Source organism: Rhizorhapis suberifaciens (genome assembly GCF_014200045.1).
GTDB classification, from domain to species: domain Bacteria; phylum Pseudomonadota; class Alphaproteobacteria; order Sphingomonadales; family Sphingomonadaceae; genus Rhizorhapis; species Rhizorhapis suberifaciens.
Genome location: NZ_JACHOV010000011.1, coordinates 69,987 through 96,167, shown reverse-complemented (window position 1 = coordinate 96,167; position 26,181 = coordinate 69,987). Strand labels below are relative to the sequence as shown.

Here is a 26,181-nt window from a genome sequence, read left to right as displayed (position 1 = left end):
CATGCGCTACGCCGACTGCGCGAAGGGCGCGGTTTGTCCTGAGGCCGGTGTCGCGGTCCGAAGGCGAGGCCGGGGCGGTTGCGTCTCCAGGTTCAGCCGCCGGTAGGTAGCCAGTGCCTGGCCAACCACCTGATCCATATTATAATAGCGATATGTGGCCAGCCGCCCGACGAACACGACATCCTCGCGCTTGGCCGCCAGTGCTTCGTAGCGTTTGAAGAGTGCCTGATTTTCAGGACGGGGGATTGGATAATAGGGATCACCTTGCGCGCTTGGATATTCGTAAGTGATGCTGGTTCGGGGTGACGACTGCCCGGTCAGATGCTTATATTCAGTCACCCGGGTATAAGGGACCTGCTCGTCGGGATAGTTGACCACCGCAACAGGCTGCAACCACTCTTGGTCCAGCGTCTCATGCCGGAATTCCAGGGAACGATAAGGCAGCTTGCCAAAGCGAAAGTCAAAATATTCGTCGATGGGGCCGGTGAAGACCAGTTTGGAATGGGCACGTTCCGCCTGGATGTCGCTATAATCGACGCCCAGTTCGATATCGATATTGGTATGATCCAGCATTCGATCGAACATGCGGGTGAAGCCATGTTTCGGCATCACCTGGAAGCGGTCCGTAAAATAGCGGTCGTCAGTATTGAAGCGGGTCGGAACGCGGGCGGTCACGGTCTTATCGAGTTCAGAAGGGTCCATGCCCCATTGCTTGCGGGTGTAGCCCCTGAAGAATTTCTGGTAGAGATCGCGACCAACGGCGGAGAGTACGACATCGGCAGATGTGCGGATGATCTCCACCGGTTCGGCCCTGCTGGTCAGAAAAGCTTCCGCTTGGGCTTCGGTAGAAAGCGAAAGGCCGTATAGCGCATTCAACGTGGACCGGTTGATGGGAATAGGAACCAATTGTCCACCCACCTGCGCCAGCACCCGATGTTCATAGGGGCGCCATTCGGTAAAGCGGGAGAGATAGGCGAATATCTCTGCGGAATTGGTGTGAAAGATATGAGGGCCATATTGGTGAATGAGGATGCCCGCCGCGTCCGCCCGATCATAAGCGTTCCCGCCGATATGAGGCCTCCGATCGATGATCAGCACCTTCTTGCCGGCGCCTACCGCCAAACGTTCCGCCATGGTTGATCCTGCGAAACCCGCTCCAACGATAAGATAATCATATTTTTTCGGGCGCTCGCTTCCCCAAATGGCGGGTCCGCCGCGTCGATCCTTGATTTGACCGACGATCAGCCGGGTCATGCTACGGAAAGTGTGGTCCCAGGACATGCGCTCCAGCATTTGATCTACGGACTTGAGCCAGTCAGCCTTGCCTTTCGGAAGCGCGAGCGCTGCTTCACAGGCAGCAATGAAATTTTCCGGGTCATCCGCAATCTGGACCGCGTCCAAATCACCATAATGGCGAATGACATCGGCGATGGGAGTGGACACTACCGGTCGTCCGCCTGCCAGATATTCGGGCGTCTTCGTCGGACTGATGAACCGCGTGGATTCGTTGATTGCGAAGGGCATCAGCGCGACGTCCCAACCGCCAAGATAGCGTGGCAGCTCGGCATAGCTCTTGCCGCCAAGATAAGCGATGTTCGAGCGCTGCGGCAGCAATGCTGGATCAATCTTCACCACCGGTCCCACCATCACAATGGTCCAGCCGGGCCGAGCGTCCGCCAGGGCCGAAAGCAGGTCCAGGTCCATCCGCTCATCTATCACGCCATAAAAACCGAGCCGGGGATGAGGGAGGTCAGCCTGATCCAAAGGGTCGGCAATGACCGTCCGCCCATGTGCAAAATGCTGCACATCCACACTAGAGGGGAAGGGATGAATATTCGGGTGCCGACCGCGTTTCGCCTCATACAGACTATAGCCCCCCGTAAAGACAAGGTCCGCGACCTTCAGCAACTGGGCCTCAAGATCGAGCAACGCTGGCGGGGCACCCTTGAAATTGGCAAGCTCGTCCATGCAATCATAGACAGTGCACGCAGCCGATAAATGCCTGGAAAAAGGCAGCATCATAGGTGTGTAATACCAGCGGATGAGCGGCCTCTCCTCACCGGCCACGAAGCTGTCCAGCAAAAGCTTCAGCGCCGGTGTCTGATCGTCCATCGCGGGTAATTCCGGAGTCACTATCAGAACGCCCGTTTCCGAATCGACCCGAATATCGAGTCGCGGCGCGGCGAGACCTTCCGGCCATCGGGGTTCTTCCCAGAAAACCACCTTGGCGGTTCGAGCAAATCGGCTTATCAAATGTTGGGGACGCTGAAATACAAAATCCCAACGTAGATGACTAAAGCAAATAATCGTTTCGCTGATGGGGACTATATCTTCGGTAATTAAATGCAAAGGCAGAGAGCAGTCCGAAGCGTAGCCCATTGGAGAATCCTAGAATAAGGAACGAACAATCCTATAACGGATTATCGTCTCTTCCGGTTCCAACATTCATACCTAAGAACTATCATTAAAAGCCCTATAATAAATTTCTTAATGCATGTTACTTTTGAAGTGAAAAAGTTTCGAATACGGAATGATTATATCACCTTTTTGGACAGGTTTTCTCATTTCGTCGCTTTTTTAGGTGAAATGAGGGCGGTTCATTAAATGTTCTGGATTGCAGCCTTATCCTAAATCGCGTTTAGGCGTGACATAGGTCGCAAACTAGGTAACCCGGGGGGGTTATATGACGAGAATGATAAGAGACTTTGTTGAAGTTAATGATCATGTTTCGCTGGATCATCTTATCCAGCAACTTACGGAACTTCGGTCCACGCTACCGATCAGTGAATCGGCGGACGTACGGATGAGAGGCGACGATGTATTCGGTCGCAAGCTCTGCATCTCCTATCTTCGTCCGCAAACCGCGGAAGAAGCAGCGTTGGATGCACGTTATGCCAATGCGTTGAGCCAAGCCCCGGCAACGGCTCCATGGCGTGAGCAGGAATTGGGTCGGGCTGCCTGAAGGCCAGAGGCGGCATGTCGACGCCGCCTACTGCCCTTCCTGAACCCTTGTGACTGGCGGTTCTCTGCGTCGACGTGCTTCGGCTTCCGCCTGCTGTTCACGGGCGTATATCCGATCCCAATGGGATGGGGGCACAATGGGCACGGCCAGGCAGAGGCTCTGGGCCGGAAGCACATCGCGCCACGCCGCGATCAGTTCCTTGTACGCCTGTCCCACTCTCCTGATATTGCGGTCCAGGTCATAGAGGCCCAGCGGGTTCACATTGCCATTTTGTTCGCGTAGCGCCGTGTCCCAGTCGACCTGGTCGGTAAGCGAATACCAGGTGAAGCCCACTGTAGGAATGCCGACATTGCGCAGGCGCAGCACGTTCGCCCACTCCTTCCACAGCCAATTGACCGCTTCGTCGCCATTGGGCCCTTCGCGGAAATTGGTTTCGGTGTGCATGACCGGCAGGCCATATCGGCCATAATATTGACGCGTGATCTCGCTATATCCGAATACCTCGCCTGCCGCCCAGGTACGGCCATCGGCATGGACGCGATGCTCATTGGTCCAGTAATAATCATTCCCCAAGATGCAGTGCTGCTTCACCCGGTTGCCAAGGAAGAAGTGATATTCCTCCTTGGTCATGCCGTTATCGAGCAGATATTCATACATCTCGCTGTCGACGCGCCTGCCATAATTGAGGTCGAGCGAAAGGAACCTCATGGAATTCAATCTTTCAGCGGGATGAATGGCATCAGGGCTGTCCGCGTGGAAATATTCAGAGGATTCGCTTTGCACGAAGATGGCGTCGGGGCGGCGCTTGAGGATCTCAAGCATCGCCAGAACATTCGCCTTGACGATATTTTTGAGTGCGGTGACGAAGGACTGATCGGTCGTCATCTGCTCGTTCCACCAGCCATATTTGGCGGAGAACATCGCGCAAATAAACATCTCGTTGACCGGCGTGTATAGTTGGATCCAGGGATATCGGCACGCGAAATCGCCTGCATAGGCTGCAAAGAGAGCGGGAAAATCCTCGTTCTGGAAATTGCCGATCCAGTCTGGTACGCCGAAATGGCAAAGGTCCACGATAGGAATGATGTCGCGGCGGCGCAGCTCCGCACAGGTCAGGTCCGCGAACTCCCAATCATAATGCCCCGGGCCCAGGAAGGTGCGGTGGATGGGGGGCCCATAGCGCAGATATTTGATGCCCATGTCGTCGAGAAGGGCGAAATCCTCGCGCCAGTAACGATAATGTCCGCAAACCTCCATCTGGTCGACTCGGGTGCGGCCGTTGTTGACAGTTGGGATGCTGTTTTCGATCCCGGTGCAGAACATGAAGTTTGCGATGACCAGCCTCCTGCCATCAATCCGTGCAGTGCGCCAAAGTCTTCGACCGCCCAGCACTCAGGACATTACGCTTTGGGAGGGCAAGAGGTTGCAGATGAAAGGGCCATTTGTCCCGATCCCGGCATATGGCTCGCTCTAGCCCGACCGACAGCGGACGTCTTGTGCTCCAAATAATAGCCGCTGCCGTTCCAATTCCTCGTAGAGCGGCGCGTACAGCCTCCGGTTGCCCTCCGAATGAATTGTCGAGAACAATCCCACTTCGGCGTGCCGCGAATTGTCCCATCCTGGATAGGCTGTCACCGGGTAAAGGCAGATGCCGTGAAACGATATGCCCCGCGCCATTGCTGCCCGAGCTTCATCGCAAACATAGTGGAGCCAGGCGGGGCGGCCGGATCCTTCCGCGCCCGTTTCGGCAATGAAGATCGGCTTTTCATACCGCTGATACACTTCCACCAGCATGTCCTCGAGAGGCCGATATTCATGATGGCCCATTGGCACCGTGGGTCCATCGAAATACCATTGGTTGTGCGGATAGAAGTTAAGCCCGATCATATCGACATAGTCAGGCCGGCCGCCAAGGTCCGGTTCGACCCGGCCCATCAGCATATCATATGCCTCAAATTGGCCCTGCCGGAACTGTTCCGCCCTTCGCAGCTCTGGCCGGCTTTTGTCCCGTGGCGCGACATGGATCAACGGTTCGGCCCAGACAAAGCGACAATCCGGTTCTTCGGCTCGCATCGCTTCGATGCCCGCTACTGCCGCTCGTATGAGGTGCCGTTTGAACCACCCCTTCTTCTTTGGCCCGGCCGGCGGGAAATAACCCACTTCCACCGCCCAACTGAAAAAGGAAATCTCGTTGATGGGACAGATGAGCGGCGCTGATCCGATAATGGATCTGTGGATTCGAACGGCTTCCGCAGAGAATGCAGCATAGCCATCGATGAATGCGGATGATCCCTGATCGATGAAATCTGGCGAGCCGTAGTGGAACATGTCCCATATGATCTGAACGCCAGCAGACTTGGCGGCTTCGAGTGCTATGAGCCAACTGGACCAATCATATTGGCCCGGCTGTTTTTCGATAAGGTGCCATCGCAAGCCGTCGCGGATCGTACCGATCCCCAGCTCCGCACAGCGTTGATAGTCCGCAAATGCGTGCGTGTCATGGGCGGTGGCGCGAATCAGATCGAGCCGAACTCCATCCGTCCGCCGGTGGGACGAACACTCAAATCCCGCCATGAAGAAACTGTTGAAAAGCATGCGTTTGCCAACCTAGCGCCAACTGCCCTTGCCGCTGGCAAGGTTATCACAATTTTCGGATCAGGTCTCAGCGCAGCGGTACGGCGACATGCGGGCAAGGCCGGTCTCGTCCTACAAAGCCAATCGCGGAAAATTCAGCACCCGTTCAGCAGCATAATGAAACGGAGACCCACCGCTTTCCTGCGCCTCATGGAGAATGGCCAATGAATTTCAAATATGTCGCGCTCGCTTTTGTCCTTACTACAAGCCTTGCTCCTCCAGCATTCGCTCAGTCTTATGCCGATCAACGACGCTGGGAGTCCGCTCAGGAGCGCTATGAGGCCGAAACCATGCTCTACCAGCGCGAGCGTGAACGCTATTACGACGCAAAGGAGCGCGAACGCAGGGATCAAAGCTACGCCCCACCATCGGCGGATTATGACGAGGATCGCTACGCGACCGATTACGATGCGGCGCGCGATTATCGTGAGGACCCGAGTTATAAGGAGCGCCGCCTGAACGACGATGACGAAGTTTATCGTGGCTCTGATGGCCGCTACTATTGCAAGCGCAGCGACGGCACCACGGGATTGATCGTGGGCGCGGCCGCGGGCGGCATCCTGGGCAACGTTGTGGATGGTGGCAGGCATCGCACCGGCGGAACTCTGATCGGCGGCGCGCTTGGTGCTCTGCTCGGGCGCTCGGTTGAGCAGAATAGCGACGTCCGCTGCCGATGACCGTGCCGCAACGGCGGTTGCCAAGACAACTGCCCGCAGATCGCGGAGACTGGGGTTGCTTCCGCCGCATGTTCCACTATTCCGAACCCGCGCCGCTTTTGACGGCGTCGTGACGCGGGACCATTGGGGTCAAATGGCGGAGCGGGACCCACATAAGCGGCACCGGATTGAACAAAGCGCACGGATATTATGATGTGATCATCCTGGGGGCCGGGGGCGCCGGGATGATGTGCGCTGCCGTGGCGGGGCAGCGCGGTCGACGCATCCTGGTGATCGACCATGCCGAAGAGCCCGGCAAGAAGATCCTGATCTCAGGCGGCGGACGTTGCAATTTTACCAATATCCACACTGCGCCGGATCGTTATATTTCGGCCAATCCGCATTTCGCCAAGTCGGCGCTGGGAAGATACACGCCTACCGACTTCCTGGCCATGGTCGAACGCCACGGGATCGCCTGGCACGAAAAGACGCTGGGCCAGCTTTTCTGCGACGGCTCTGCCCGGCAGATCGTCGCTATGCTGCTTGCCGAATGCGCGCAGGGGCAAGTGGACATGAGCCTGGGACGTGCGATTGGCAGCGTCGATCATGCGGATGGCCGCTATCGGGTAAGCTATGGTGGCGAATCGGTTAGTGCGCCGGCACTGGTGATCGCGACCGGAGGACCTTCCATCCCCAAGATGGGCGCGACGGGCTTTGCTTATGAGTTAGGCCGCCGGTTTGGCATCAAGGTCATCGAGCCGCGGCCAGCACTCGTTCCGCTGACTCTTGGTGAAGACGATCTTCTGTTTCGTTCGCTGGCGGGTGTGTCCGTGGAGGTCGTGGCGCGCTGCGAGAAAACCAGCTTTTGCGAGGCTGCGCTTCTCACCCATCGTGGGCTTTCCGGTCCTGCGATCCTTCAGGTCTCATCCTATTGGCGACACGGGCGCCAAGTCGCACTCAATTTCCTGCCTCACCTTCCAACGGGGTGGTTGGTTGAGGCCAAGCGTGCCAAGCCGCGTTCGACGCTTTCCGCCGCTCTTCGCACGTTCATGGCGGATCGTCTTGCTGACACCCTAGCCGAGCGAATTGGGCTCACCGGAGAACTGGCCAATCTTCCTGACCGGAAGTTGCAGGAGGGGGAACGGAGGCTGTCCGAGTGGACCTTTAGTCCGACGGGCACCGAAGGCTTCGCCAAGGCGGAAGTAACTACCGGCGGAATCGCGACAGACGCGCTCTCATCGCAAACCATGGAGGCAAGGCGCGTTCCTGGCCTATATGTCATTGGCGAAGCCGTCGATGTCACCGGCTGGCTTGGGGGATATAATTTCCAGTGGGCCTGGGCCAGCGGCTGGGCCGCCGGGCAGGTTGTGTGAAATCCATATGTTTCCACCTGTCACATTCATGTAGCTAATGGTTGAACGTCGTCGCGCCGCTCCAACAATGGGCTTTTCGAAGCGCCGTCAACAGATGCGTTCATCTGGATCGAAGTCATTAGGCTATTTCAAACCACGTGAGGAAAGGGGCCAACCGCCATTCCAGGGGCTCCACCGTTTCATCTTCGAAGGGCAGCGCCAATAGAAAGTGAAGAGGCGCATCACAAAGCACAGTCGCAAAAAATAGGTCAGCCGCAGCTTTGGGATGATCGATCTTGGCTAGCCCGGCGTCATTCCAGTTCGAAAAGGCCTGAACGAGCCATTCACGGTGCCTGGAGACGACATTTGCACTGAAACGCCTGCCAAATCCTGGATCATCTATCGTTTGCGCAATCACCATCCGCAAGAGGCCCAGCGTCCTCGGCGACGTCGCAAAATGGAAATATGTTTTTGCAAATTGGATTAGTCCCACGCGCGGTGATGGGGAGTTGAAGGCCTGCTCGCGGGCCTCGGCCATATGCTCCTCCCCTGCACGCTCTACAACGGCCTCCAGCAGACCGTGTTTGTTCCCAAACAGATTGTACAAAGTCGCTAAGGAGCCCCCGGAGCGCGCAACGACAGCGCAGAGCCCCGTCTTTTCAAAGCCTATTTCCAAAAAGAAGTGTTCGGCGGCATCAAGAATGGCATTGCGTCGCCTTTCAAGGCGACTTTCACCACAAGAATCCGGGATTTTACGTTCGTAAGTCAATCAGTTCATCCAATCCTTGCTTGCTATGTAATTAAAATTACACTAATCCGCTGCTTATGCAAGATCACCTTCGCCATACACGCCTCCCCGCCCTTAACATCGGTCTATCATAATGGGAGCAACCGGACCAACGCCCTGGGCAATCGCTGTATTGACCTCAGTGATCCTGATTGGCTGCTCGGCAAATCCCGTTCAACCGCCACCGCCTCCCGAAGTTGAAATTACGACGGTAGCCTATCGGCCAATAGCAAATGTTGTAGAACTACCTGGTCGCGTTCAGGCCGTTCGTACCGCCGAGGTGCGAGCCCGCGTCGATGGCATCGTGCAGCAAAGGCTGTTTGAGGAAGGCAGCGACGTTGCCGCTGGGCAACCCTTGTTCGCAATCGACCCTCGTGAACTCCGCGCAAGCTTGAGCGCGGTTCAAGCATCGCTTGCCCGTGCCCGCGCGAACGCCGCCAATGCGGAACAGGACGTCAATCGTTATCAGCCCCTGCTGGAGGATCAGGCCATCAGCAAACAGGAATATGATGCGGCTGTCGCTCGGCTGCGCACGGCTCGCGCCGACGTAGCGCAGGCCGCCGCTCAGGTGGAAAGCGCTCGGCTCAGCTTGGGCTATACGACGGTCACGGCCCCTATTTCTGGCCGGGCCGGTCGCGCGCAGGTAACCGAAGGAGCTTTGGTCAGTGCAAGCGCAGGCACCTTATTGACGGCGATTGAGCAAATTAATCCCATCTATGTCAATTTCGCGCAATCGAGTTCCGCCGTGCTTGCCATTCGACGGGAGATAGCTTCTGGCAGGCTGCAAGTCCCTCGATTTGAACGGGTTCGGGTCCAACTTGAACTGGAAGATGGGACGACTTACGGCATTACAGGACATCTCAATTTTCTGGACCTGGCGCTTGACGAAGCGACCGGGACGGCAGCGCTCCGAGCTGAATTCCCCAACCCGGCTCGATTGTTGCTCCCCGGCCAGTTCGTTCGCGCCCGCATCCTTGCAGGCACTCAGCCAGAGGGGATCGCTATCCCACAACGCGCGGTTGCCGTCAGTCAACAGGGCGGGACCGTCTTCGTCGTAAACAGCAAAAATATTGCCGAAGTGCGGCCAGTGGTGCTGGGCGATTTGCAGGAAGCCAACTGGATCATCCGGAGTGGACTGAAACCGGGCGATCGTGTCATCGTCTCGGGGCTGCAAAAGGTTCAGCCGGGCAAACCGGTCCGGATCGGGGCGCCTACTCCAAAAAGAACGGTCACAAATGGATCGCGCACCGCGCGATCGCACTAGGGCAATTTCGTCATGAGTCCCCGCTTCTTCATCGACCGTCCGATTTTCGCCTGGGTCGTAGCGCTAGGCATTGTTCTTGCTGGAGCGCTTGCGCTCCGCACACTCGCTGTTGAGCAGTACCCGAGCGTCGCCCCTCCTTCATTGACGATCAGCACCACCTATCCCGGCGCTGACGCCGCAACACTCGAGCAGAATGTTACGCAGGTCATAGAGCAGGAACTGAACGGCGTCGAAGGTCTGCTGTACATGAGTTCGACGAGCAACTCTAATGGCTCGGCCACGATTACCGTGACATTCAATACCGGCACGGACATCGACAAGGCCCAAATGGATGTGCAAAATCGGCTGGCGCTGGTCGAACAGCGCTTGCCGGAAGAGGTCCGCCGTCAGGGGATTCCTGTTCAAAAGGCCAATTCAGGTTTCCTGATGCTGGTAGCGGTCGGCTCCAAAACGGGCTCCACGCCCGCTCTCGATCTTGGAAATTTCGCCAATTCGCGCATTGTGGATGAGCTGCGCCGCGTCCATGGGGTCGGTAACGTCCGAGTTTTCTCATCCCCTTACGCGATGCGTATTTGGCTTGATCCACAAAAGCTGGCGAGCTTCCGGCTTTCGGCCGCCGAAGCACTTGCCGCTGTACAGGAACAGAATAGCCAGAGCCCAGGTGGTCAACTTGGAGATTTGCCGACATCTGGCGGAACTGAACTCAACACCGCAATATTGACGCAGAGCCGGTTCACGTCACCCGAACAATTTGGGAAAATCATCCTGCGCGCGAATATGGACGGGTCGGCCGTCACATTGGCGGACGTAGCCCGGATCGAACTGGGCGCGCAAACCTACCTGTTTGATTCCGATCTCAACGGAAAACCGGTAGCCGGAATAGCAATTCAGTTGACGCCCGGCGCCAACGCGCTGGCGACAGCCGATGCCGTCAAGGCTCGCTTGGCCGAATTGGCTACATCCTTCCCCCCCGACATCACCTGGTCGGTGCCATATGATACGACGCCGTTCATTAATGCTTCGATTTCCGAGGTCGTGCAGACGCTCGTGGAAGCAATGGTGCTTGTGTTCATTGTCATGTTCCTCTTCCTCCAAAATTGGCGCGCAACGCTGATTCCCACGATCGTCGTTCCGATCGCCCTCGCCGGCGCATGCCTTGGCCTGTGGCTTTTCGGTTTTTCCATCAACGTCCTTTCCTTGTTCGCAATGGTGCTGGCCATTGGCATCCTCGTGGACGATGCCATCGTCGTAATCGAAAATGTCGAAAGGATCATGGCCGAAGAGCACCTCTCGCCATATCACGCCACCATCAAGGCAATGGGCCAGATCACGTCAGCCATCATCGGAATAACATTGGTGCTGATGGCCGTGTTTGTTCCAATGGCGTTTTTTCCCGGTTCGACTGGGGCCATTTATCGGCAGTTTTCGGTGACCTTGATCGTATCCATCGGGTTTTCTGCATTGCTCGCACTCTCGCTGACGCCGGCGCTGTGCGCTACATTCCTCCAACCGCATCGCCCCCATGACGAGTCCGAGGAAAATTGGTTCAACCGCTACACCAGCCGGTTCTTCAGAGGCTTTAATGCCTGGTTCGAACGCACCACGGGACGGTATCAGGGACTGGTTGGCAAAATATTGGGTAGGCCGCTGCGCTGGCTCGCCATATTTGCTTTGCTGCTCGGGCTTACCCTGATCCTCTTCGCACGTCTGCCTGCCGGCTTCCTCCCAGTGGAGGACCAGGGCAGCATTCTCACGGCCATACAGGCGCCCCCAGGGGCGACACGCGCCAGGACCGAGGAGGCCGTCTCCCAAGTAAAGGCCTTTTATGAGGAACAGGGCATCGTCGAGAATGTAATCGTGATCCGGGGCTTCAGCTTTTTCGGCCAGGGTCAGGCCAATGCGATGATGTTCACTACATTGAAACCCTGGGACGACAGGCCGGGGGACGAAAACAGCTCGATAGCGCTTGTCGGTCGGGCGATGGGCGCATTCTCCCAAATAAAGGAAGCAATGGTATTCGCGCTCAATCCGCCGGCGATCCAGGAACTCGGCACCGCAAGCGGCTTTACTTTCAAGTTGAAGGACGTCGGCGGAAACGGTCCAGCCGCCCTGCTCGCCGCCCGAAACCAGCTGCTCGGAGCCGCAAGCCAAAGTCCCTTATTGACCGGCGTGCGGCCGGAAGGCCAGGAAGACGCACCCCAATTGCGCGTGACGATCGATCGCATCAGGGCTCGCGCCCTTGGCCTGTCGATCGGCGACATCAATGCCACGCTCGCAATCGCCTTTGGCAGCGCTTACGCCAACGACTTCTCTCGTGACGGGCGCATATTGCGCGTCCTCCTTCAGGCAGAGGCGTCCAGTCGGATGACCCCCGCCCACATACTTGAACTAAGGGTGCGCAACAGCGCCGGTGAAATGGTGCCGTTCGGATCATTCACGCGCTCGGAATGGACGTCCGGCCCGCAGCAGCTACAGCGCTATAATGGCTATCCTTCGATGACAATATCGGGGGTTGCCGCTCCAGGCCGATCTACCGGAGAGGCAATGGAGGAAATGGAACGACTGGCGAAGGAACTACCCGCCGGCTTCGCCTATGAATGGACGGGCATCTCCTATGAGGAGAAGCAATCCGGCGGTCAGATCGGGCTTCTGCTCGGCCTGTCCTTCCTTGTGGTCTTCTTGTTACTGGCGGCGCTGTATGAAAGCTGGTCGATACCGATTTCCGTGCTGCTGGTCGTGCCGTTAGGAGTCCTTGGTTCCATTCTCTTCACATCGATGCGCGGGCTTTCCGCCGACGTCTATTTCAATGTCGGGCTGATCACAATCATTGGTTTGGCAGCCAAGAACGCAATCCTGATCGTCGAGTTCGCAATTGAGCAGGAAGCCCGTGGCATGACCCCATTTGATGCCACCATGGATGCCGTGAAGCTTCGGCTTCGTCCGATCATCATGACCTCGCTGGCATTTATCGGTGGGATGCTTCCCCTGTTCATTGCCAGCGGGGCTGCCGCTGCCAGCCGCATCGCGGTTGGGACGGGCGTCATCGGGGGGATGCTGGCGGCAACCGGCTTGGGAATTTTCTTCATCCCGCTATTCTATATTCTGGTCCGCCGCTGGCTGAGCAAGAGGCGCGAGCCGGCCAGCGAGAATGCAACGCCGGGATCATCGGAAGCGCCACAGCATGCGTAAGCTCCTCCCAATTGGCATGGCCCTGGTTCTGCTGAGCGGTTGTCAGCTTGCCCCACCGCATGTTCGACCCGAGCTGCCCACGGCGTCCAACTTTCCGGAAAGCTCTTCTAGCGATAATGCGCTTGGCGAGCGCGCGGTGGATATTAGCTGGAGGACCTTCTTTGCGGACCCCCGGCTGAGGGAATTGGTGGACGCAGCGCTCCGGCGCAATCGCAATCTGGCTATTGCGGTCGCGCGGATCGAAGAAGCCCGCGGACTTTACAGGGTTCAGGCGGCCGATCGCCTGCCAACGCTTGGCGCGACCGGAGACGCCACGAGAAGCCGGACACCAGGAACCGTAACTGGCATTTCCGGCGCACAGGCCAACACAGACACGCTCTATTCAGTCGGTGTCGGCGTAACCGGTTTCGAATTGGATTTCTGGGGCCGCGTCAGGAATTTATCCGATGCTGCGCGTTCCGAATATCTGGCGACGATAGAGGCACAACGCGCTTTCCGCCTGACGCTGATTCGCGATGTGGCCTCCACCTATTTTGCATCCCGCGAAGCTGACGAGCGTATCGCGCTGGCCGAAGCGACGGTGCGCAGCCGCCGGGAGGGATTGCGCATAGCAAAGCGCCGCCTGGATGCTGGCGTGACCTCCGCGCTTGACTTTCGCCAAGCCGAATCGCTGCTTACTCAGGCCGAAACCGAATTGGCGGGCTTGCGGCTCGCAAAGGCCCAAAGCGACAATTTCCTGGCGGTGCTCACTGGCGGACCGTTGCCGTTGGAACTGCCCGGTCCACTCGCCCTGGCCAGTCAGAAGGGTGGCCCCGTGATCGCGGCCGGACTGCCATCCGACCTCATGCTCACGCGTCCAGACATCCTTGCCGCAGAGGCGCAGCTCCGCGCCGCGCGCGCCAATATCGGCGCTGCTCGCGCGGCTTTCTTTCCAAATATTTCGCTCACGGGCAGTGCGGGTTTCGGGTCCACCGATCTCGACAACCTGGTGGGACGTGATGGTTTAAGTTGGAGCTTTGGACCATCCATAAGTCTGCCGATCTTCGATTGGGGCCGGCGCAAGGGTAACCTGAACGTCGCATTGGCGCGCGAAGACATAGCCGTGGCCACCTATGAAGCAACGGTTCAGCAGGCGTTCCGCGAAGTGGCCGACGCACTGGCGGGTCGTCAATGGCTTGCCGATCAGGTTGCGGCGCAGCTCCGCGCAACCGAAGCGCAGCGGCAGATCGCTCGCCTTGCCCGCACCCGCTATCGCGAAGGGGTTGTCGGCTATCTCGAAGTACTCGATGCCGAGCGCAGCCTCTTCACGGCTGAACAAACGCTGATTCAGGTTCGACGGACCGAATTGGACAACCTTGTCTCGCTTTATGTGGCGCTGGGCGGCGGCGTAAGTCAGGGCGACTAAAGGATGCCGAAACAGGAAGCGCATATAAGAACGCCTCGTTCAGCTTAAGTTCCAGATGATGGTGGCTAAATTCTTCCATGATGAAGAACTGGATAATGATCGTCCTGCCAGCGCTCTGCGCTTGCCAATCCGTACCAGTTAGAAGCCCGGCTACGCTTCCTCCCGGGGAAGCGACATCATATAAGGCTTTAGGCACCGAGCCATTCTGGGCGCTGGAGATCACGAATAGGGTGATGATCCTGCAAACTCCCGATAGTCCGAATGTGATCGTCACAAAATTTGACGCACGTCCCAGCTTCAATGGCTGGCGCTACACCTCGAAAAAACTGACCGCCGATATCAGCTTCGTGCCCTGCAATGACGGCATGAGTGACCGCCAATACCGCCACACGGTAATGCTGTTGATCGAAGGCATGGAATATCGCGGTTGCGGCGGCCCGTTTTCCGATACGCAGCCTTGAAATTTTGCGGCGCCGACAGTGTGGATCATTCATTACAGCAGTTGGAGCCTTGCCCTTGCTAGCCGCTCTCAACCACTCTCCTGCCATAGGAAAATGCGATCAGTTCCATAGCGTCCAAACGAAGAAACTGCCGCATCCGTTCTCTAAATGTTGGCGCCAGGGTTACCCAGTTGCGTCGCCGATCGCTGGGGTCGGGTTGCTGGATGAGAATGCCTCTTTTCGTCATATCCGCGATCCAGCGAAAAGCGGTTGATCCCGGCACTCCTGCCGCGATGCACAGGCTGGAAACGGAAACGGAAACATTTTCCTCGCTGGCCGCAAAGAGGTCGAGCAGCATGTCCCAAGCTGGTTCACCGAAGAGGGAAACATCCAGCGACCTTTCCCGCTGACGGCGCCGACGCAGAAAATAACGGGCCAATTGACTTTCGGGGGACCCAACGGCTTTATTTTTCTGTACGTGCTGAAGAACGTCAGGACATTGATCTTTCCCTGAAGCCAATAAGGATGCGATTTGTTCAAGCATCCGTGCCGTCTCTCTTAGAGACGCAGAAATGTCATCCGGACCCTCTAGAGGTGATGAGACGCGGTCGAGCATGGAAACTCCCTTTGCACCTAAACCCCCAGCGCATTTAGTGCTATTGCATCGCATTTACGATGTCTAGTTGGAAATCCAACTTTTTGTTATTTTTCAGAACATTCTATGTCGCCAGTCAAGGCTTAAAGCTTTCCAGCGAGCAGCAGCTTTCCGGGGCCCAACCTCGCCAGCACCTGATCCAGATCGGCTTCAGCAAAGGCAAAGCAACCCTCGCTTCGGCCAAGCTTGCCGTGTTGGCGGATGATATCCGGACTCACATACCAGGCGCCATGCACAACGATCGCCCGCACCTGGGCATTGCTGTTGCCTTCGTCCAGGCCGCGCAACCGCATCGAACGACCATGCTTTCCGGTATAATAGTTGCCGGTGAGATACGCGCCTGCGGAAGTCGCATTGGAGTCGGGCTCGTTCGAAAAGCGCTGCACCCATCCCAGATGGCTGGGGTCGGACCCCCGGCCATGGGCGACGAGCAGGCTGGATGCGCGACCGCTCACCATGTCGAGAAGATAGAAGCGGCGTAGGCGTGAGGGATTACTGAAATCCGCAATACCCACGATGTCGCGATGGACTACCGTATCGCCAAGACGCTCCAACTCCGCACGCGCCTTTTTGAACAGCATCGAACTCCCGCCCGCAGCCAATGCGGGGCGTGCAAAGACGGTCGCTCCGGCTGTGGCAAGAGCGGAGCCCAATAATTGCCTGCGGCTGAAATCCATTTGTGAATTTTAGTGTCCCCATCCCCCAATTTCAACATGCGGAGTAAGCAAAGATCCGCGCTTTTCTAAGTCTGAATCAGGAGGGAGGTTGGGTGATTACCCTATTCACCGCATTCGAAAGGCTGATGTGGCTCAAAATCGCGCATCTTTTCCCGGCCATAGGCGTTCTTTGGCCTCCGTGCCGAAAGGACATCCATGACACGACTGATTTTGGCGAGCCTCGCCCTGCTCACTGCCTGCGATATCAAAGTCGATGGGAAAGATAGCACGGGCGCAACCAACGGCGGCGCGGCGGCGACCGGAGAAAAGCTATCCGCCCCCTCCCCTTCCTTGCAATTCCCTGACGCGGGCAAAGCCGACTCTTATGTTGCGCCGCTTCCTCAACTTGCCGCGCAAGTAGCGCTCGACCGCGCGGGCTTTTCATCCGGCGCCATCGATGGAAAGGACGGACGCTTCTTTGAGCTGGCCGTGCGCGGCTTTCAGGAGGCGAATGGTCTGCAGGTTTCCGGAAAGCTGGATCCTGACACCAGCCAGGCCCTGCAATTGGGGCAGGTTCCAGCGACTCGCCTTGTCAAAATCCCCGCGAGCTTTGCACAAGGACCCTTCGTGCCCGACCTGCCGGACGATGCGACAAAACAAGCCAAATTTCCTGCGCTTGGCTATCGGGACCTGATGGAAGCGCTGGCTGAACGGTTCCACACCACCCCCCAGACATTGGTTGCCCTGAACTCCCCCCAAACCAAAGTCGGTGCGGGCCGCGTGATCCGAGTGCCGAACATTGCCGACATAGACCCTTCGTCCCTTCTCCAGGACCAGCGGGGCTGGAACCGCACGCTTCAAACGCTTGCCATCACCCCAGACCAACCGGCGGCGAGCAAAATCGTGGTCGACAAGTCGGACAAGCTTCTGAAGGTGCTGGACGCGCAGGAAAAGCTGATCGCGCAGTTCCCCGCCACAATGGGCAGCAGCCACGATCCCCTGCCCATCGGGACCTGGAAAATTCAGGGCGTCAGCCGCAATCCCGATTTCCACTATAATCCCGACCTGTTCTGGGATGTCAGCGACAACAAAAAGGCACAGCTTTTAAAGCCTGGGCCCAACAACCCGGTCGGCGTGGTCTGGATCGACCTGTCCAAACCGCATTACGGCATTCACGGCACCGGCGAGCCAAGTACGATCGGTCGGTCCCAAAGCCATGGCTGTGTACGCCTGACCAATTGGGACGCCGCTCGGCTTGCCCAAATGGTAAAACCGGGTCTTCCAGCTATATTCCAGGAGTGACCTGTTGAGAGGCCTAAGACGGCTGCTTTGGCTCGTTATAGGCCTGCTCACGGTCGCCCTGCTGCTTCGCTACTGCGTGAGGTTCGAGCCTGCGGAACAGACTATGTCTCCGCCGCAAAAGGCGCGGCAGGCACCGGGCAGGGCTGATCAATCTCTGATAATACCAGTGGCAGGGATCGCCCCTGAACAGTTGACGGACACCTTCACCCAAGCTCGGGACGAGGGCGCCCGACGGCATGACGCAATCGACATTATCGCTCCGCTCGGCACGCCCGTCCTGGCAGCCGCTCCTGGGCACATTGAAAAACTGTTCAAAAGCGACCGCGGCGGAAACACCATCTATGTCCGCTCACCGGATTCCCGCTGGGTATATTATTATGCTCATCTGGACCGCTATGAAGCCGGATTAAGCGAGGGCCAGCAGGTCGCGGCTGGCGACGTCCTGGGCGCGGTGGGTCTATCCGGCAATGCCGGATCGGCGGGACCGCATCTGCACTTTGCAATAAACCGCATGGCCGCGGGGGAAAAATGGTATCAGGGAACCCCAATCAATCCTTACCCACTGCTCATGGCTGGAAAGGATCTTCCCCTTGCTAACCAAGGTCAACAAGAATGGTGACCCAGGCAGAACTCCTTGAGCGCACGTGCGTCGTGCAACGCATTGTGAGGCACTTGACTGTTAGCGGCCGAGCTGAAGCCTGCGCCGTTGATCAGTTCCAGGCGCAGTCCGTTGATACCGATCATCTCGCCTGGCCCGGTAACGAGTAAGTGACAGAAATGCGCCATATCATCGGGCCAGTCGGCAATGACGACCGGATCGGGATCATTGACCAGATAGGCTTCGATATGCTGAGCGGCATGTTCCCGGCTCAAGTGATAATCGATGCCCGGCGGGACAAATCTCAGATAAGGAATGACGTTTTGCTGCACCCAGGGATGAATTTCATCGGGAAGCGGCAATGACACGTAAAATTCCTGATCGCCATATTCGGGAACAAGGGCCAGACTGATCAGACCGCCGCCAAAGCCGTTGAATTCGGTGTCCAGAAAATATCGCATATCAGGGACGAAGTTCTATTGGGTTCACAAGACTAAACATTGGACTGCTATGGCGACGCGCTCCCCGTCCGTAAAGCCCCTAGCGACGAAAGCATTGGCGGAAAGCAGAGACACAGGTTAGGCCCGGCCCAAGCCCGCAACAGCACAGCATCTGAAGGACCTTTATGCAGCCTCGTGAACTGATCGGATCCGCCAATGTGCCTGGGGGAGCGGAGCTGAAACTATACCGTCGCGGGCAGGATTTCATGATTGTCCTCGATCGCAACGAACTGATGAGCAGCCGCATGAGCGGGTCGGAGGAGGCGCTAGCCCTAATGACGTGCGACAGGTTGACCGACCGTAAAACTCCCCATCTGTTGGTAGGCGGTTATGGTATGGGCTTCACCCTGCGGGCCGCACTCGCGGTGCTTGACAAGGATGCGAAAATTACGGTCGCCGAATTGGTGCCGGAGATCATCCAATGGGCGCGCGGGCCTATGGCCGACTTGGCCGCCAACTGTCTGGATGATCCCAGGGTGCGCCTCGTTCAGGATGATGTGGCCGCCTTGATCGGCGCGGCGCGTGAAGATTATGACGCGATTCTGCTGGATGTGGACAATGGCCCCGACGGGCTGACGCATCCGGCCAATGACCGACTCTATTCGTCGCAAGGCCTTTCATCGGCCATAGCCGCCCTTAAGCCAGGGGGAGTGCTGGCCATATGGTCAGCGGGCTCCGACGATGCATTTGCCCGCCGCCTTTCAAGGACGGGGCTGGCAGTTGAGGAAGTCGTGGTAAGAGCACGAAGCAATGGTAAGGGTCCGCGCCACATTATCTGGTTCGCAACAAAGCGCCGATAGTGGCGATATTGGGTGAAATGACCGACAGGACCGACTGTTCTTCAGAGCCAATGGCGAATCAATTGTTGCCGCTTCCCAACTTGGGGCTGGCGTGACCGGCGATCATTCTTTGCCCGTCGATGACAATCGGGCAGGCAAGGCCGGGAAGCGCGCCCTCAGGCGTTTGGATGTCCAATCGCATGCCGCGCGCGATCACCTGCGGATCATCAAACAGCTGAGCCACTGTATTGATCGGGCCGGCAGGAACTCCCAGTTGGGCCAGCCGCTCCAATAGTTCTGCGCGTTGGCGCTTACAGGTTTTTCGCGACAGAAATCCGGCCAATGTGCTGCGGTGACGGACCCGGTCGGGATTGGAAAGGAAACGGGCATCGGTCACCAGTTCCGCCAGGCCCAGCTCCACGCATAATCTGGCGAACTGACCGTCATTCCCTACTGCTATGATAATATGGCCGTCAGTGACGGGGAAAGTCTGATATGGCGCAATGTTAGGATGAGCATTGCCAAGGCGGGACGGCGAGTTTCCGGTCACCAGGTAATTCATCGCCTGATTGGCCAGCACGCCGACCTGGCAATCGAGCAGCGCCATATCGATATGCGCGCCTTGCCCGCTTACATCCCGTTGGCGCAAGGCCGCAAGGATCGCGACAACCGCATAGACGCCCGTGAAAATATCGGCAAAGGCGACACCGACCTTCTGTGGCTCTCCATCAGGATCGCCGGTCAAATCCATGATGCCGCCCATCCCCTGGATCATCAGATCGTAACCGGCGCGTGCGGCATAGGGGCCGGTCTGGCCAAAACCCGTGATCGAACAATAGACGAGATGAGGGAAGTCGGCTCGCACCTTGACGGCACCCAGCCCATATTTTGCCAAACCACCAACCTTGAAATTTTCAATGAGCACATCCGAACTGGCGGCAAGCGCGCGCACTTGCTCCTGACCTTCTGCGCTTTCAAGATCGATGGCGAAGGAGGTCTTGCCCCGATTGCAGGCATGGAAATAAGCCGCTCCCAAATTGCTGCCATCGGCCGCTGTCACGAACGGCGGTCCCCAATGGCGCGTGTCGTCGCCCTGCCCCGGCCGCTCGATCTTGATCACTTCGGCGCCAAGGTCGGCCAGCAATTGCCCCGCCCAGGGCCCGGCAAGTATGCGCGCCAGTTCGAGCACGCGTATGCCCGCCAGCGGTTTATCTTTCATGGTGGCGCTCGCGGGCTCATGAACACTCATTCGATCCTCCTTGGAGGCTGCAAAAAATCAAAACCGGGCAAATGCACCTGCAAACGGAACTGCTCATCGGACGCGCTTTATCAATGGCTTGAACTCCTGCGACGCAGAACTAGGTCTGATGATGAAGGAAACTCTTGCCGAGGGAAATATCATGACGAATGCCGCCGTTGGAATGCCTTGCCCAGTCTGCAGCGTTGCCTTGGTCATGAGCGAACGCCAGGGGGTGGAGATCGACTATTGCCCGCAATGTCGAGGTGTGTGGCTCGACCGGGGCGAGCTTGACAAGATATTGGAACGCAACGCGGGCGCGGCGTCGTCAGCAGCGGCCCAGGCTCCGCAGCCAAATCCGATCGGTCGAAGCCATCATTCCGACCAAGGTCAGCCATGGGGCCAAAAACCCTATAAACGCAAAAAATCCTTTCTTGAGGAACTGTTCGACTGAGCCCATGCCTCCGCAACGAGCTTAGCCGGTGACGTGCGTGCCAAGCGGCTCGGTGGCGGGGCCGTGTATAACCTCGCCGTCTAGTCCAAAGCGCGAACCGTGGCATGGGCAATCCCATGTCCGGTCCGCCTCGTTCCAGCCGACGATACATCCCATATGGCTGCAGACTGCCGACACCGCGTGCATCGCCCCTTGATCATCCCTGAAAGCGGCCACTCTCTTGCCGTCAATCTTCATAATGGCGGCCTCTCCAGGCGCGAGTTCATCGAAGGATTTCAATTTCCGAGAGAGATAACCACTCACCAGATGCGCAGCGATTTCAGCATTCTCCTTCACAAAGCGAGCGGCCCCAGCAACTGGTTTCACTCGCCTCGCGTCAAAGATCGGAAGCCATTGGTTGTCGCGACCGGCCACTAGATCAGCGATAATCATGGCCGCAGCGGTGCCGTTGCTAATCCCCCAGGCGCTAAATCCTGTCGCTACCAGATAGCCATCTTTCGAGGCAGACCAGCCGACAAAAGGCGCGTGATCGATGGATCTGTAATCTTCGTTGACCCATCGATATTCGATGGGGCCAGCATCGAAATTTTCGGTCAGCCATCTCTCTATATCCACGAAATATTTTCGTTCCTCGTCCGGATGACCGGGCTTGAAGCTGGTGCCCGCGACAATGCCATATATAGCGCCATTGTCCCGCCGATGCGTGCGGATGGAGTGGCTGGGCTGTTCGGCACTGATGAACATGCCGTCCGGGACGCGCCCGATGCGAGCGGCAATGACGGGCTCCGCATAGGGATGGGCCATCGCATAATAGCCGCCAACCTGCCCTAAGGGGAGATGCGTGGCCATGACCACGTGCCGGGCGGTCACAAAACCCTCTGCGGTTTTGACATAAGTCGGGCCATAATCGATGACCCGGCTGTTTTCGTACAGGTGGCAGCCGTCATCGGGAATGGTTGCGGCAAGGCCCGCAACATATTTGGTAGGATGGAACTGCGCCTGATTCTCAAAGCGAACTGCCGCAAGCACGTCGAACGGCAGATCTGTTGCGGTGACAAGGCTCGCGGGCAGACCTAGCCGTTGCGCAACCTCTACCTCCTCTTCGATTTGCGACACATATTCTGCTTCACGCGTGAAGGTGAAAGCGGCCTTGGGCTCGATGTCGCAGTCAATTTGGTAATCGGCGGCAAGGCTCTGGATTTTCCGAAGTCCCGCCTCTTGAGCTTCCCCATAAAGCCGCGCACGAGATTCACCGAATTCCCGTTCAAGCAACTGATAGATCATTCTGTGCTGAGAACTTATCTTGGCCGTGGACTTGCCGGTGACCTGTCTCCCGACCTGCCGAGCCTCAATCACCGCGACGCTTTGGCCGATGTCCTTCAGCAACCGCGCCACAGTAATCCCGACTATGCCGCCCCCCACGATAGCAACGTCCACGTTGACGTCGCCTGAAAGCTTGGGAAAGTTTGGAGCCAGCGCGGTTGCGTTCCAATAGCTGCTGTCTTGAGCAAGATCTGCCATCTTCACCTCCACATATTGAATAGCCAACCGCTGGCTATCAGCCCTGTTCCATGGGGCGTGGAGTGAAGAAGCAGCATAGGGGCCGGAACCGGCAATTCAGCCGGATCTACCGGTGAATGCTACAAGTGCCGGGTGAAAGTCGCCAACATCCGGTCCCAGGCCTTTTCGGCCTGGGCCTCATCATAGACCGGCGCATCGATCGTGCACCAGCCGTGTTGCGCCGGGTAAACCTCAATTTCGGCCGGCCGTTTCGCCGCCTTGGCCGCGGCAAGCAGCTTCTTTTTGGTGTCCGGCTCCCGCTCATCATCATTACGGGCGATGGCGACCAGCATGGCGGCCCGCATTCTGGGGATCAGCAGGTGGGGACTATCGGCGGCGTCGGTTACAAGGTTACCGCCATGGAAAGAGGCAAGCGCGCCGACACGCGCCGGACGCGCGGCCGCCGTGCGGAAAGAAAAGGGCCCGCCCATGCAGTATCCGCAGGTGCCAATTTTATGACGAGTGTCGACTGCCGCCTGCCGGTCTAGCCAGTCGACAAAAGCCTTTGCATCGCTGATGGTGCCCCCAGGCGTGATGGCGGCGACCATCGGCTTTAGCCGCGCCTGACCAGCATCCGTCCGCCATTCGGTCAGTGAATTCATTATCGGAGCAGGGGAGGAACGGTAATATTGATTGACCGCCAGCACCGCATAACCCGCCTGCGCGAGCCGCGTGGCCATGCTCTTATAGGCGTCGCGCAGCCCGGCAATATCAGGCCACATGATTACCGCAGGATGACGCCCGCTGGAGGGGTGGACGAAGAACGCATCGGCAGTTCCGTCGGGGGTAGTCACGCTCACCATGTTGGAAGTGACCTTCGCCTTGGAGGGTGAAGCGGCAGTGGCCGTGCCTCCTGGAAGCAGCACCGAGATGGCAGCGCCTGCGCTAAGGACATTGAACTCTCGTCGCCCCAAGGGAAGACCGGCTAACCAGCGTTCATTTTCCGCTTCAGTCCGTTCATCGCACATGATGGCCTGCCTTCTCCTGCGCCCCAATAGCCAGGATATCAGTTCTACCCGCAGCGGCAAGTCGCCGAGGCTTGTTAGAGGATGATCCCGAAACCCGCTCATGCTATTGATATTGACGATATTGAGAAAAGCCGGGAGCTGGAATCTGACCGTGCCAAGGCAATAGAGGAGGTTTCGGGAAAATGACCGATTCAGCTTCCAAAAATTACATGACCGGCTTTGGCAACGAATTCGCCACGGAAGCCGTGAAAGGCGCGCTCCCGGTGGGACGCAATTCTCCGCAAAAGCCTGCCTTCGGCCTTTATGCCGAACAGCTGTCGGGCACAGCGTTTACGGCCCCCCGTGCGCAGAACCGGCGCAGTTGGATTTATCGCATGCGGCCATCGGCGCAACATGATCCGTTCCGGCCGATGCCCAATGGAGGGCAGCTGAAATCAGGGCCATTTGATGAGATGCCACCTTCCCCCAATCGCCTGCGCTGGGACGCCATGCCGATACCGACCGAACCAACGGATTTCGTCGACGGGCTGACCACATTCGCTGGAAATGGTGATCCTGCCATTGGCATGGGCAGTGCGGTTCATATCTATGTTGCCAATCGGTCGATGGAAGGCCGGGTCTTCTTCAACGCAGATGCCGAAATGCTGATAGTGCCGCAGCAGGGCGACCTGTCCCTCATCACCGAATTCGGCCGGATTGATGTGGGACCGGCCATGATCGCCGTCATACCCCGCGGCGTGAAGATGCGGGTGGAATTGCAGGGCGCGCCCGTGCGCGGCTATATCTGCGAAAATTATGGCCCGATGTTGAAATTGCCGGATTTGGGCCCAATTGGTTCCAACGCCCTAGCCAATCCACGCGACTTCGAAACGCCTAAAGCCTGGTTTGAGGATATCGACCGTCCCATCGAATGCGTTCAGAAATATGAGGGCCGTTTGTGGTCCACGATGCTGGACCATTCACCTTTCGACATTGTGGCCTGGCACGGCAATCTTGCCCCCTATCGCTATGACCTGAATCGGTTCTGCGCGATCGGCAGCATCAGCTTCGACCATCCGGACCCATCGATCTTCACCGTGTTGACCAGCCCGAGCGACAGCCCCGGCACCGCCAATGTCGATTTTGTCATCTTCCCGCCCCGCTGGCTGGTGGCGGAGGGCACCTTTCGCCCGCCATGGTTCCACCGCAACATGATGAGCGAGTTCATGGGCCTTATCCACGGCACATATGATGCGAAGAAGGCGGGCTTCGTGCCGGGCGGCGTATCGCTCCACAATCGCATGCAGGCTCATGGCCCCGACTTTTCGACCTATGCCATGGCGACCGAGGTGGAACTCACTCCGTCGAAGCTTGATGACACACTCGCCTTCATGTTCGAAAGCCGCTGGGCATTTCGTCCGACAGCTTTTGCGATGGAGCTGCCGCAACTCCAGTCCGATTATGATGACTGCTGGTCGGGCTTTACCAAAGCGGCACTGCCCAAATGATCGATTATACTCATGATCCGGCCGCCCGAAGCTGGGTTGAAACCGCCAATGGACATTCCGATTTCCCCATCCAGAACCTGCCGCTCGGGATATTTGCGCCTGACGGACAGGATTTCCGCTGCGGCGTGGCGATTGGGAACCACATACTGGACCTTCGTGCAGCAGGCGCTGCGAAACTCCTGCCAAAAACAGTCGCGGAGGCGTTGGGAGGGACCCGTCTCAACACATTTGTAAGTCTCGGTCGGTCTGCGGCCACCGAACTGCGGCACGCGCTCTTTCGGCTTTTGAGCGATAGCGCCCCTCAGCAGACGAAAGTCGAACCGCTGCTGCACATCGCAGGCGCGTGCATCATGGCGCTTCCCGCAAGACCAGGGGGATATACGGACTTTTATGCAGGGATTGCCCATGCGACCAACATAGGCAAGCTGGTGCGGCCCGAAAGTCCATTGATGCCAAATTATAAATATGTTCCCATAGGTTATCATGGGCGCACATCGTCCATAGTGCCCTCGGGTACCTCCATCCGGCGACCGCGCGGCCAGATCAAGGATCGTGAAGCGCCCGAGCCGGTTTTCCTGCCCTCTCGGCGACTTGATTATGAGGTGGAACTTGGCTTTTGGGTTGGTCCCGGCAACGCGCTTGGGGACACCATCCCTATTGAAGTGGCGGACCAGCATCTCGCCGGAATGACCCTGCTCAATGATTGGTCCGCCCGGGACATCCAGACCTGGGAATATCAACCGTTGGGACCATTCCTTGCAAAGAGTTTCGCATCAACCGTTTCGCCCTGGCTGGTAATGATGGACGCCCTGGAACCCTATCGGCAGGCGCAACCTCCACGACCTACGGGAGACCCCTCCCTCCTCCCCTATCTGGTGGACGCGGAAGATCAGGCGCACGGAGCCTTCCAGATCGATATCCAGGCGGCGGCGCGGACCGCGGCGATGCGGCAGCAGAACGCCGAGCCGGTGACGCTCTGCCGCACGAGCGCACTGCACCTTTACTGGACGCCGGCGCAATTGCTGGCCCATCACAGTTCGAACGGATGTCCGCTTGAGCCCGGCGACCTGCTCGGCAGCGGGACGATTTCCGCACCGGGGCAGGATGGCTATGGCAGCCTGATGGAGCTCACCAAAGCCGGGAAGGAACCATTTTTGCTCGGAAGCGAAGAACGACGCTTCCTGGAAGATGGCGATGAGGTCCTGATGACAGCCCGCTGTGCCAAAGAGGGCTTCGCCACCATTGGCTTTGGCGAATGCAGGGGGATCATCCTTCCCGCGCTGAACCCGGCATGAG

Annotated in this window: 23 protein-coding genes and 1 pseudogene; 13 read left to right on the top strand and 11 right to left on the bottom strand. The window is 57.9% G+C overall.

Annotated features, from left to right (window positions below; translation table 11 throughout):
- Positions 1-6: 6 nt before the first annotated feature.
- Complete coding sequence (glf, locus tag HNQ99_RS13900; RefSeq protein ID WP_322790373.1) at positions 7-2,223, bottom strand: UDP-galactopyranose mutase; 2,217 nt, start codon at positions 2,221-2,223, stop codon at positions 7-9.
- A gap of 460 nt (positions 2,224-2,683) precedes the next feature.
- Between glf and HNQ99_RS13895 the strand changes: the two genes are divergently transcribed.
- Entirely contained in the window at positions 2,684-2,962 is a 279-nt protein-coding gene (locus HNQ99_RS13895) for a hypothetical protein (protein WP_184476674.1), read from the top strand.
- Positions 2,963-2,989: 27 nt separating this feature from the next.
- Here HNQ99_RS13895 and HNQ99_RS13890 read toward each other — a convergent pair whose 3' ends face one another.
- Together HNQ99_RS13890 and HNQ99_RS13885 are read right to left on the bottom strand one after the other, a co-directional pair.
- Entirely contained in the window at positions 2,990-4,354 is a 1,365-nt protein-coding gene (locus HNQ99_RS13890; RefSeq protein ID WP_322790372.1) for a family 1 glycosylhydrolase, read from the bottom strand.
- A gap of 78 nt (positions 4,355-4,432) precedes the next feature.
- Entirely contained in the window at positions 4,433-5,557 is a 1,125-nt protein-coding gene (locus HNQ99_RS13885) for a beta-glucosidase (protein ID WP_184476672.1), read from the bottom strand.
- 203 nt (positions 5,558-5,760) lie between these two features.
- On the opposite strand from HNQ99_RS13885, the gene HNQ99_RS13880 reads away from it, so the two are divergent.
- Positions 5,761-6,273 (top strand): glycine zipper 2TM domain-containing protein, encoded by a 513-nt coding sequence (locus HNQ99_RS13880; RefSeq protein ID WP_184476670.1) that lies wholly within the window; start codon positions 5,761-5,763, stop codon positions 6,271-6,273.
- 167 nt (positions 6,274-6,440) lie between these two features.
- Positions 6,441-7,625, top strand: a complete 1,185-nt coding sequence (locus HNQ99_RS13875; protein WP_184476668.1) for a BaiN/RdsA family NAD(P)/FAD-dependent oxidoreductase — start codon at positions 6,441-6,443, stop codon at positions 7,623-7,625.
- A gap of 118 nt (positions 7,626-7,743) precedes the next feature.
- On the opposite strand, the gene HNQ99_RS16675 is transcribed toward HNQ99_RS13875, so the two are convergent.
- Together HNQ99_RS16675 and HNQ99_RS16985 are read right to left on the bottom strand one after the other, a co-directional pair.
- Entirely contained in the window at positions 7,744-8,142 is a 399-nt protein-coding gene (locus tag HNQ99_RS16675; protein ID WP_246414974.1) for a TetR/AcrR family transcriptional regulator C-terminal domain-containing protein, read from the bottom strand.
- Between the two features lie 36 nt (positions 8,143-8,178).
- Positions 8,179-8,373 (bottom strand): annotated as a pseudogene (locus HNQ99_RS16985) (TetR/AcrR family transcriptional regulator); the annotation flags it as partial.
- Positions 8,374-8,533: 160 nt separating this feature from the next.
- On the opposite strand from HNQ99_RS16985, the gene HNQ99_RS13865 reads away from it, so the two are divergent.
- The 4 genes from HNQ99_RS13865 to HNQ99_RS13850 all read left to right on the top strand — a co-directional run bounded on the left by HNQ99_RS13865 (position 8,534) and on the right by HNQ99_RS13850 (position 14,710).
- Complete coding sequence (locus HNQ99_RS13865; protein WP_322790377.1) at positions 8,534-9,655, top strand: efflux RND transporter periplasmic adaptor subunit; 1,122 nt, start codon at positions 8,534-8,536, stop codon at positions 9,653-9,655.
- A gap of 12 nt (positions 9,656-9,667) precedes the next feature.
- Positions 9,668-12,844, top strand: a complete 3,177-nt coding sequence (locus tag HNQ99_RS13860) for an efflux RND transporter permease subunit (protein WP_184476662.1) — start codon at positions 9,668-9,670, stop codon at positions 12,842-12,844.
- Positions 12,837-14,249 carry an efflux transporter outer membrane subunit gene (locus HNQ99_RS13855; protein ID WP_184476660.1) on the top strand — a complete coding sequence of 471 codons (1,413 nt, stop codon included), beginning with the start codon at positions 12,837-12,839 and terminating at the stop codon, positions 14,247-14,249. The genes HNQ99_RS13860 and HNQ99_RS13855 overlap by 8 nt, the downstream gene beginning before the upstream one ends.
- Before the next feature lie 233 nt (positions 14,250-14,482).
- Positions 14,483-14,710 carry a hypothetical protein gene (locus tag HNQ99_RS13850; protein WP_184476659.1) on the top strand — a complete coding sequence of 76 codons (228 nt, stop codon included), beginning with the start codon at positions 14,483-14,485 and terminating at the stop codon, positions 14,708-14,710.
- Positions 14,711-14,768: 58 nt separating this feature from the next.
- Here the strand turns inward: HNQ99_RS13850 and HNQ99_RS13845 are convergent, their stop codons facing one another.
- Positions 14,769-15,305, bottom strand: coding sequence for a helix-turn-helix domain-containing protein (locus HNQ99_RS13845; protein WP_184476657.1), 537 nt, complete (start codon positions 15,303-15,305; stop codon positions 14,769-14,771).
- Between the two features lie 122 nt (positions 15,306-15,427).
- Positions 15,428-16,021, bottom strand: coding sequence for a murein L,D-transpeptidase catalytic domain family protein (locus HNQ99_RS13840; RefSeq protein WP_184476655.1), 594 nt, complete (start codon positions 16,019-16,021; stop codon positions 15,428-15,430).
- Positions 16,022-16,216: 195 nt separating this feature from the next.
- Here HNQ99_RS13840 and HNQ99_RS13835 point away from each other — a divergent pair, with 195 nt between their 5' ends.
- Together HNQ99_RS13835 and HNQ99_RS13830 are read left to right on the top strand one after the other, a co-directional pair.
- On the top strand, positions 16,217-17,302 hold the full coding sequence (locus tag HNQ99_RS13835; RefSeq protein WP_184476653.1) for a L,D-transpeptidase family protein: 1,086 nt from the start codon (positions 16,217-16,219) through the stop codon (positions 17,300-17,302).
- A 4-nt stretch (positions 17,303-17,306) separates the two neighbouring features.
- On the top strand, positions 17,307-17,921 hold the full coding sequence (locus HNQ99_RS13830; RefSeq protein ID WP_246414964.1) for a M23 family metallopeptidase: 615 nt from the start codon (positions 17,307-17,309) through the stop codon (positions 17,919-17,921).
- On the opposite strand, the gene HNQ99_RS13825 is transcribed toward HNQ99_RS13830, so the two are convergent.
- Positions 17,906-18,361 carry a 3'-5' exoribonuclease gene (locus tag HNQ99_RS13825; RefSeq protein WP_184476651.1) on the bottom strand — a complete coding sequence of 152 codons (456 nt, stop codon included), beginning with the start codon at positions 18,359-18,361 and terminating at the stop codon, positions 17,906-17,908. The two genes, HNQ99_RS13830 and HNQ99_RS13825, sit on opposite strands and share 16 nt — an antisense overlap.
- 164 nt (positions 18,362-18,525) lie before the next feature.
- Between HNQ99_RS13825 and HNQ99_RS13820 the strand changes: the two genes are divergently transcribed.
- Complete coding sequence (locus HNQ99_RS13820) at positions 18,526-19,200, top strand: spermidine synthase (protein WP_184476649.1); 675 nt, start codon at positions 18,526-18,528, stop codon at positions 19,198-19,200.
- A gap of 58 nt (positions 19,201-19,258) precedes the next feature.
- Here the strand turns inward: HNQ99_RS13820 and HNQ99_RS13815 are convergent, their stop codons facing one another.
- On the bottom strand, positions 19,259-20,428 hold the full coding sequence (locus HNQ99_RS13815; protein WP_246414963.1) for a CaiB/BaiF CoA transferase family protein: 1,170 nt from the start codon (positions 20,426-20,428) through the stop codon (positions 19,259-19,261).
- A 151-nt stretch (positions 20,429-20,579) separates the two neighbouring features.
- Here HNQ99_RS13815 and HNQ99_RS13810 point away from each other — a divergent pair, with 151 nt between their 5' ends.
- Positions 20,580-20,870: a TFIIB-type zinc ribbon-containing protein gene (locus HNQ99_RS13810; protein ID WP_184476647.1), complete on the top strand. Its 291-nt coding sequence runs from the start codon at positions 20,580-20,582 to the stop codon at positions 20,868-20,870.
- A 21-nt stretch (positions 20,871-20,891) separates the two neighbouring features.
- On the opposite strand, the gene HNQ99_RS13805 is transcribed toward HNQ99_RS13810, so the two are convergent.
- Both HNQ99_RS13805 and HNQ99_RS13800 read right to left on the bottom strand, forming a co-directional pair.
- The gene (locus HNQ99_RS13805; RefSeq protein WP_184476645.1) at positions 20,892-22,391 is read right to left on the bottom strand and encodes an FAD-dependent oxidoreductase; all 1,500 of its coding nucleotides are present in this window, start codon (positions 22,389-22,391) and stop codon (positions 20,892-20,894) included.
- Between the two features lie 119 nt (positions 22,392-22,510).
- Positions 22,511-23,398, bottom strand: coding sequence for a dienelactone hydrolase family protein (locus HNQ99_RS13800; RefSeq protein ID WP_184476643.1), 888 nt, complete (start codon positions 23,396-23,398; stop codon positions 22,511-22,513).
- A 182-nt stretch (positions 23,399-23,580) separates the two neighbouring features.
- Here HNQ99_RS13800 and hmgA point away from each other — a divergent pair, with 182 nt between their 5' ends.
- The gene (gene hmgA / locus HNQ99_RS13795) at positions 23,581-24,885 is read left to right on the top strand and encodes a homogentisate 1,2-dioxygenase (RefSeq protein WP_246414962.1); all 1,305 of its coding nucleotides are present in this window, start codon (positions 23,581-23,583) and stop codon (positions 24,883-24,885) included.
- On the top strand, positions 24,882-26,180 hold the full coding sequence (fahA, locus tag HNQ99_RS13790; RefSeq protein ID WP_184476641.1) for a fumarylacetoacetase: 1,299 nt from the start codon (positions 24,882-24,884) through the stop codon (positions 26,178-26,180). Before hmgA ends, fahA begins: the two co-directional genes overlap by 4 nt.
- Position 26,181: the final 1 nt, after the last annotated feature.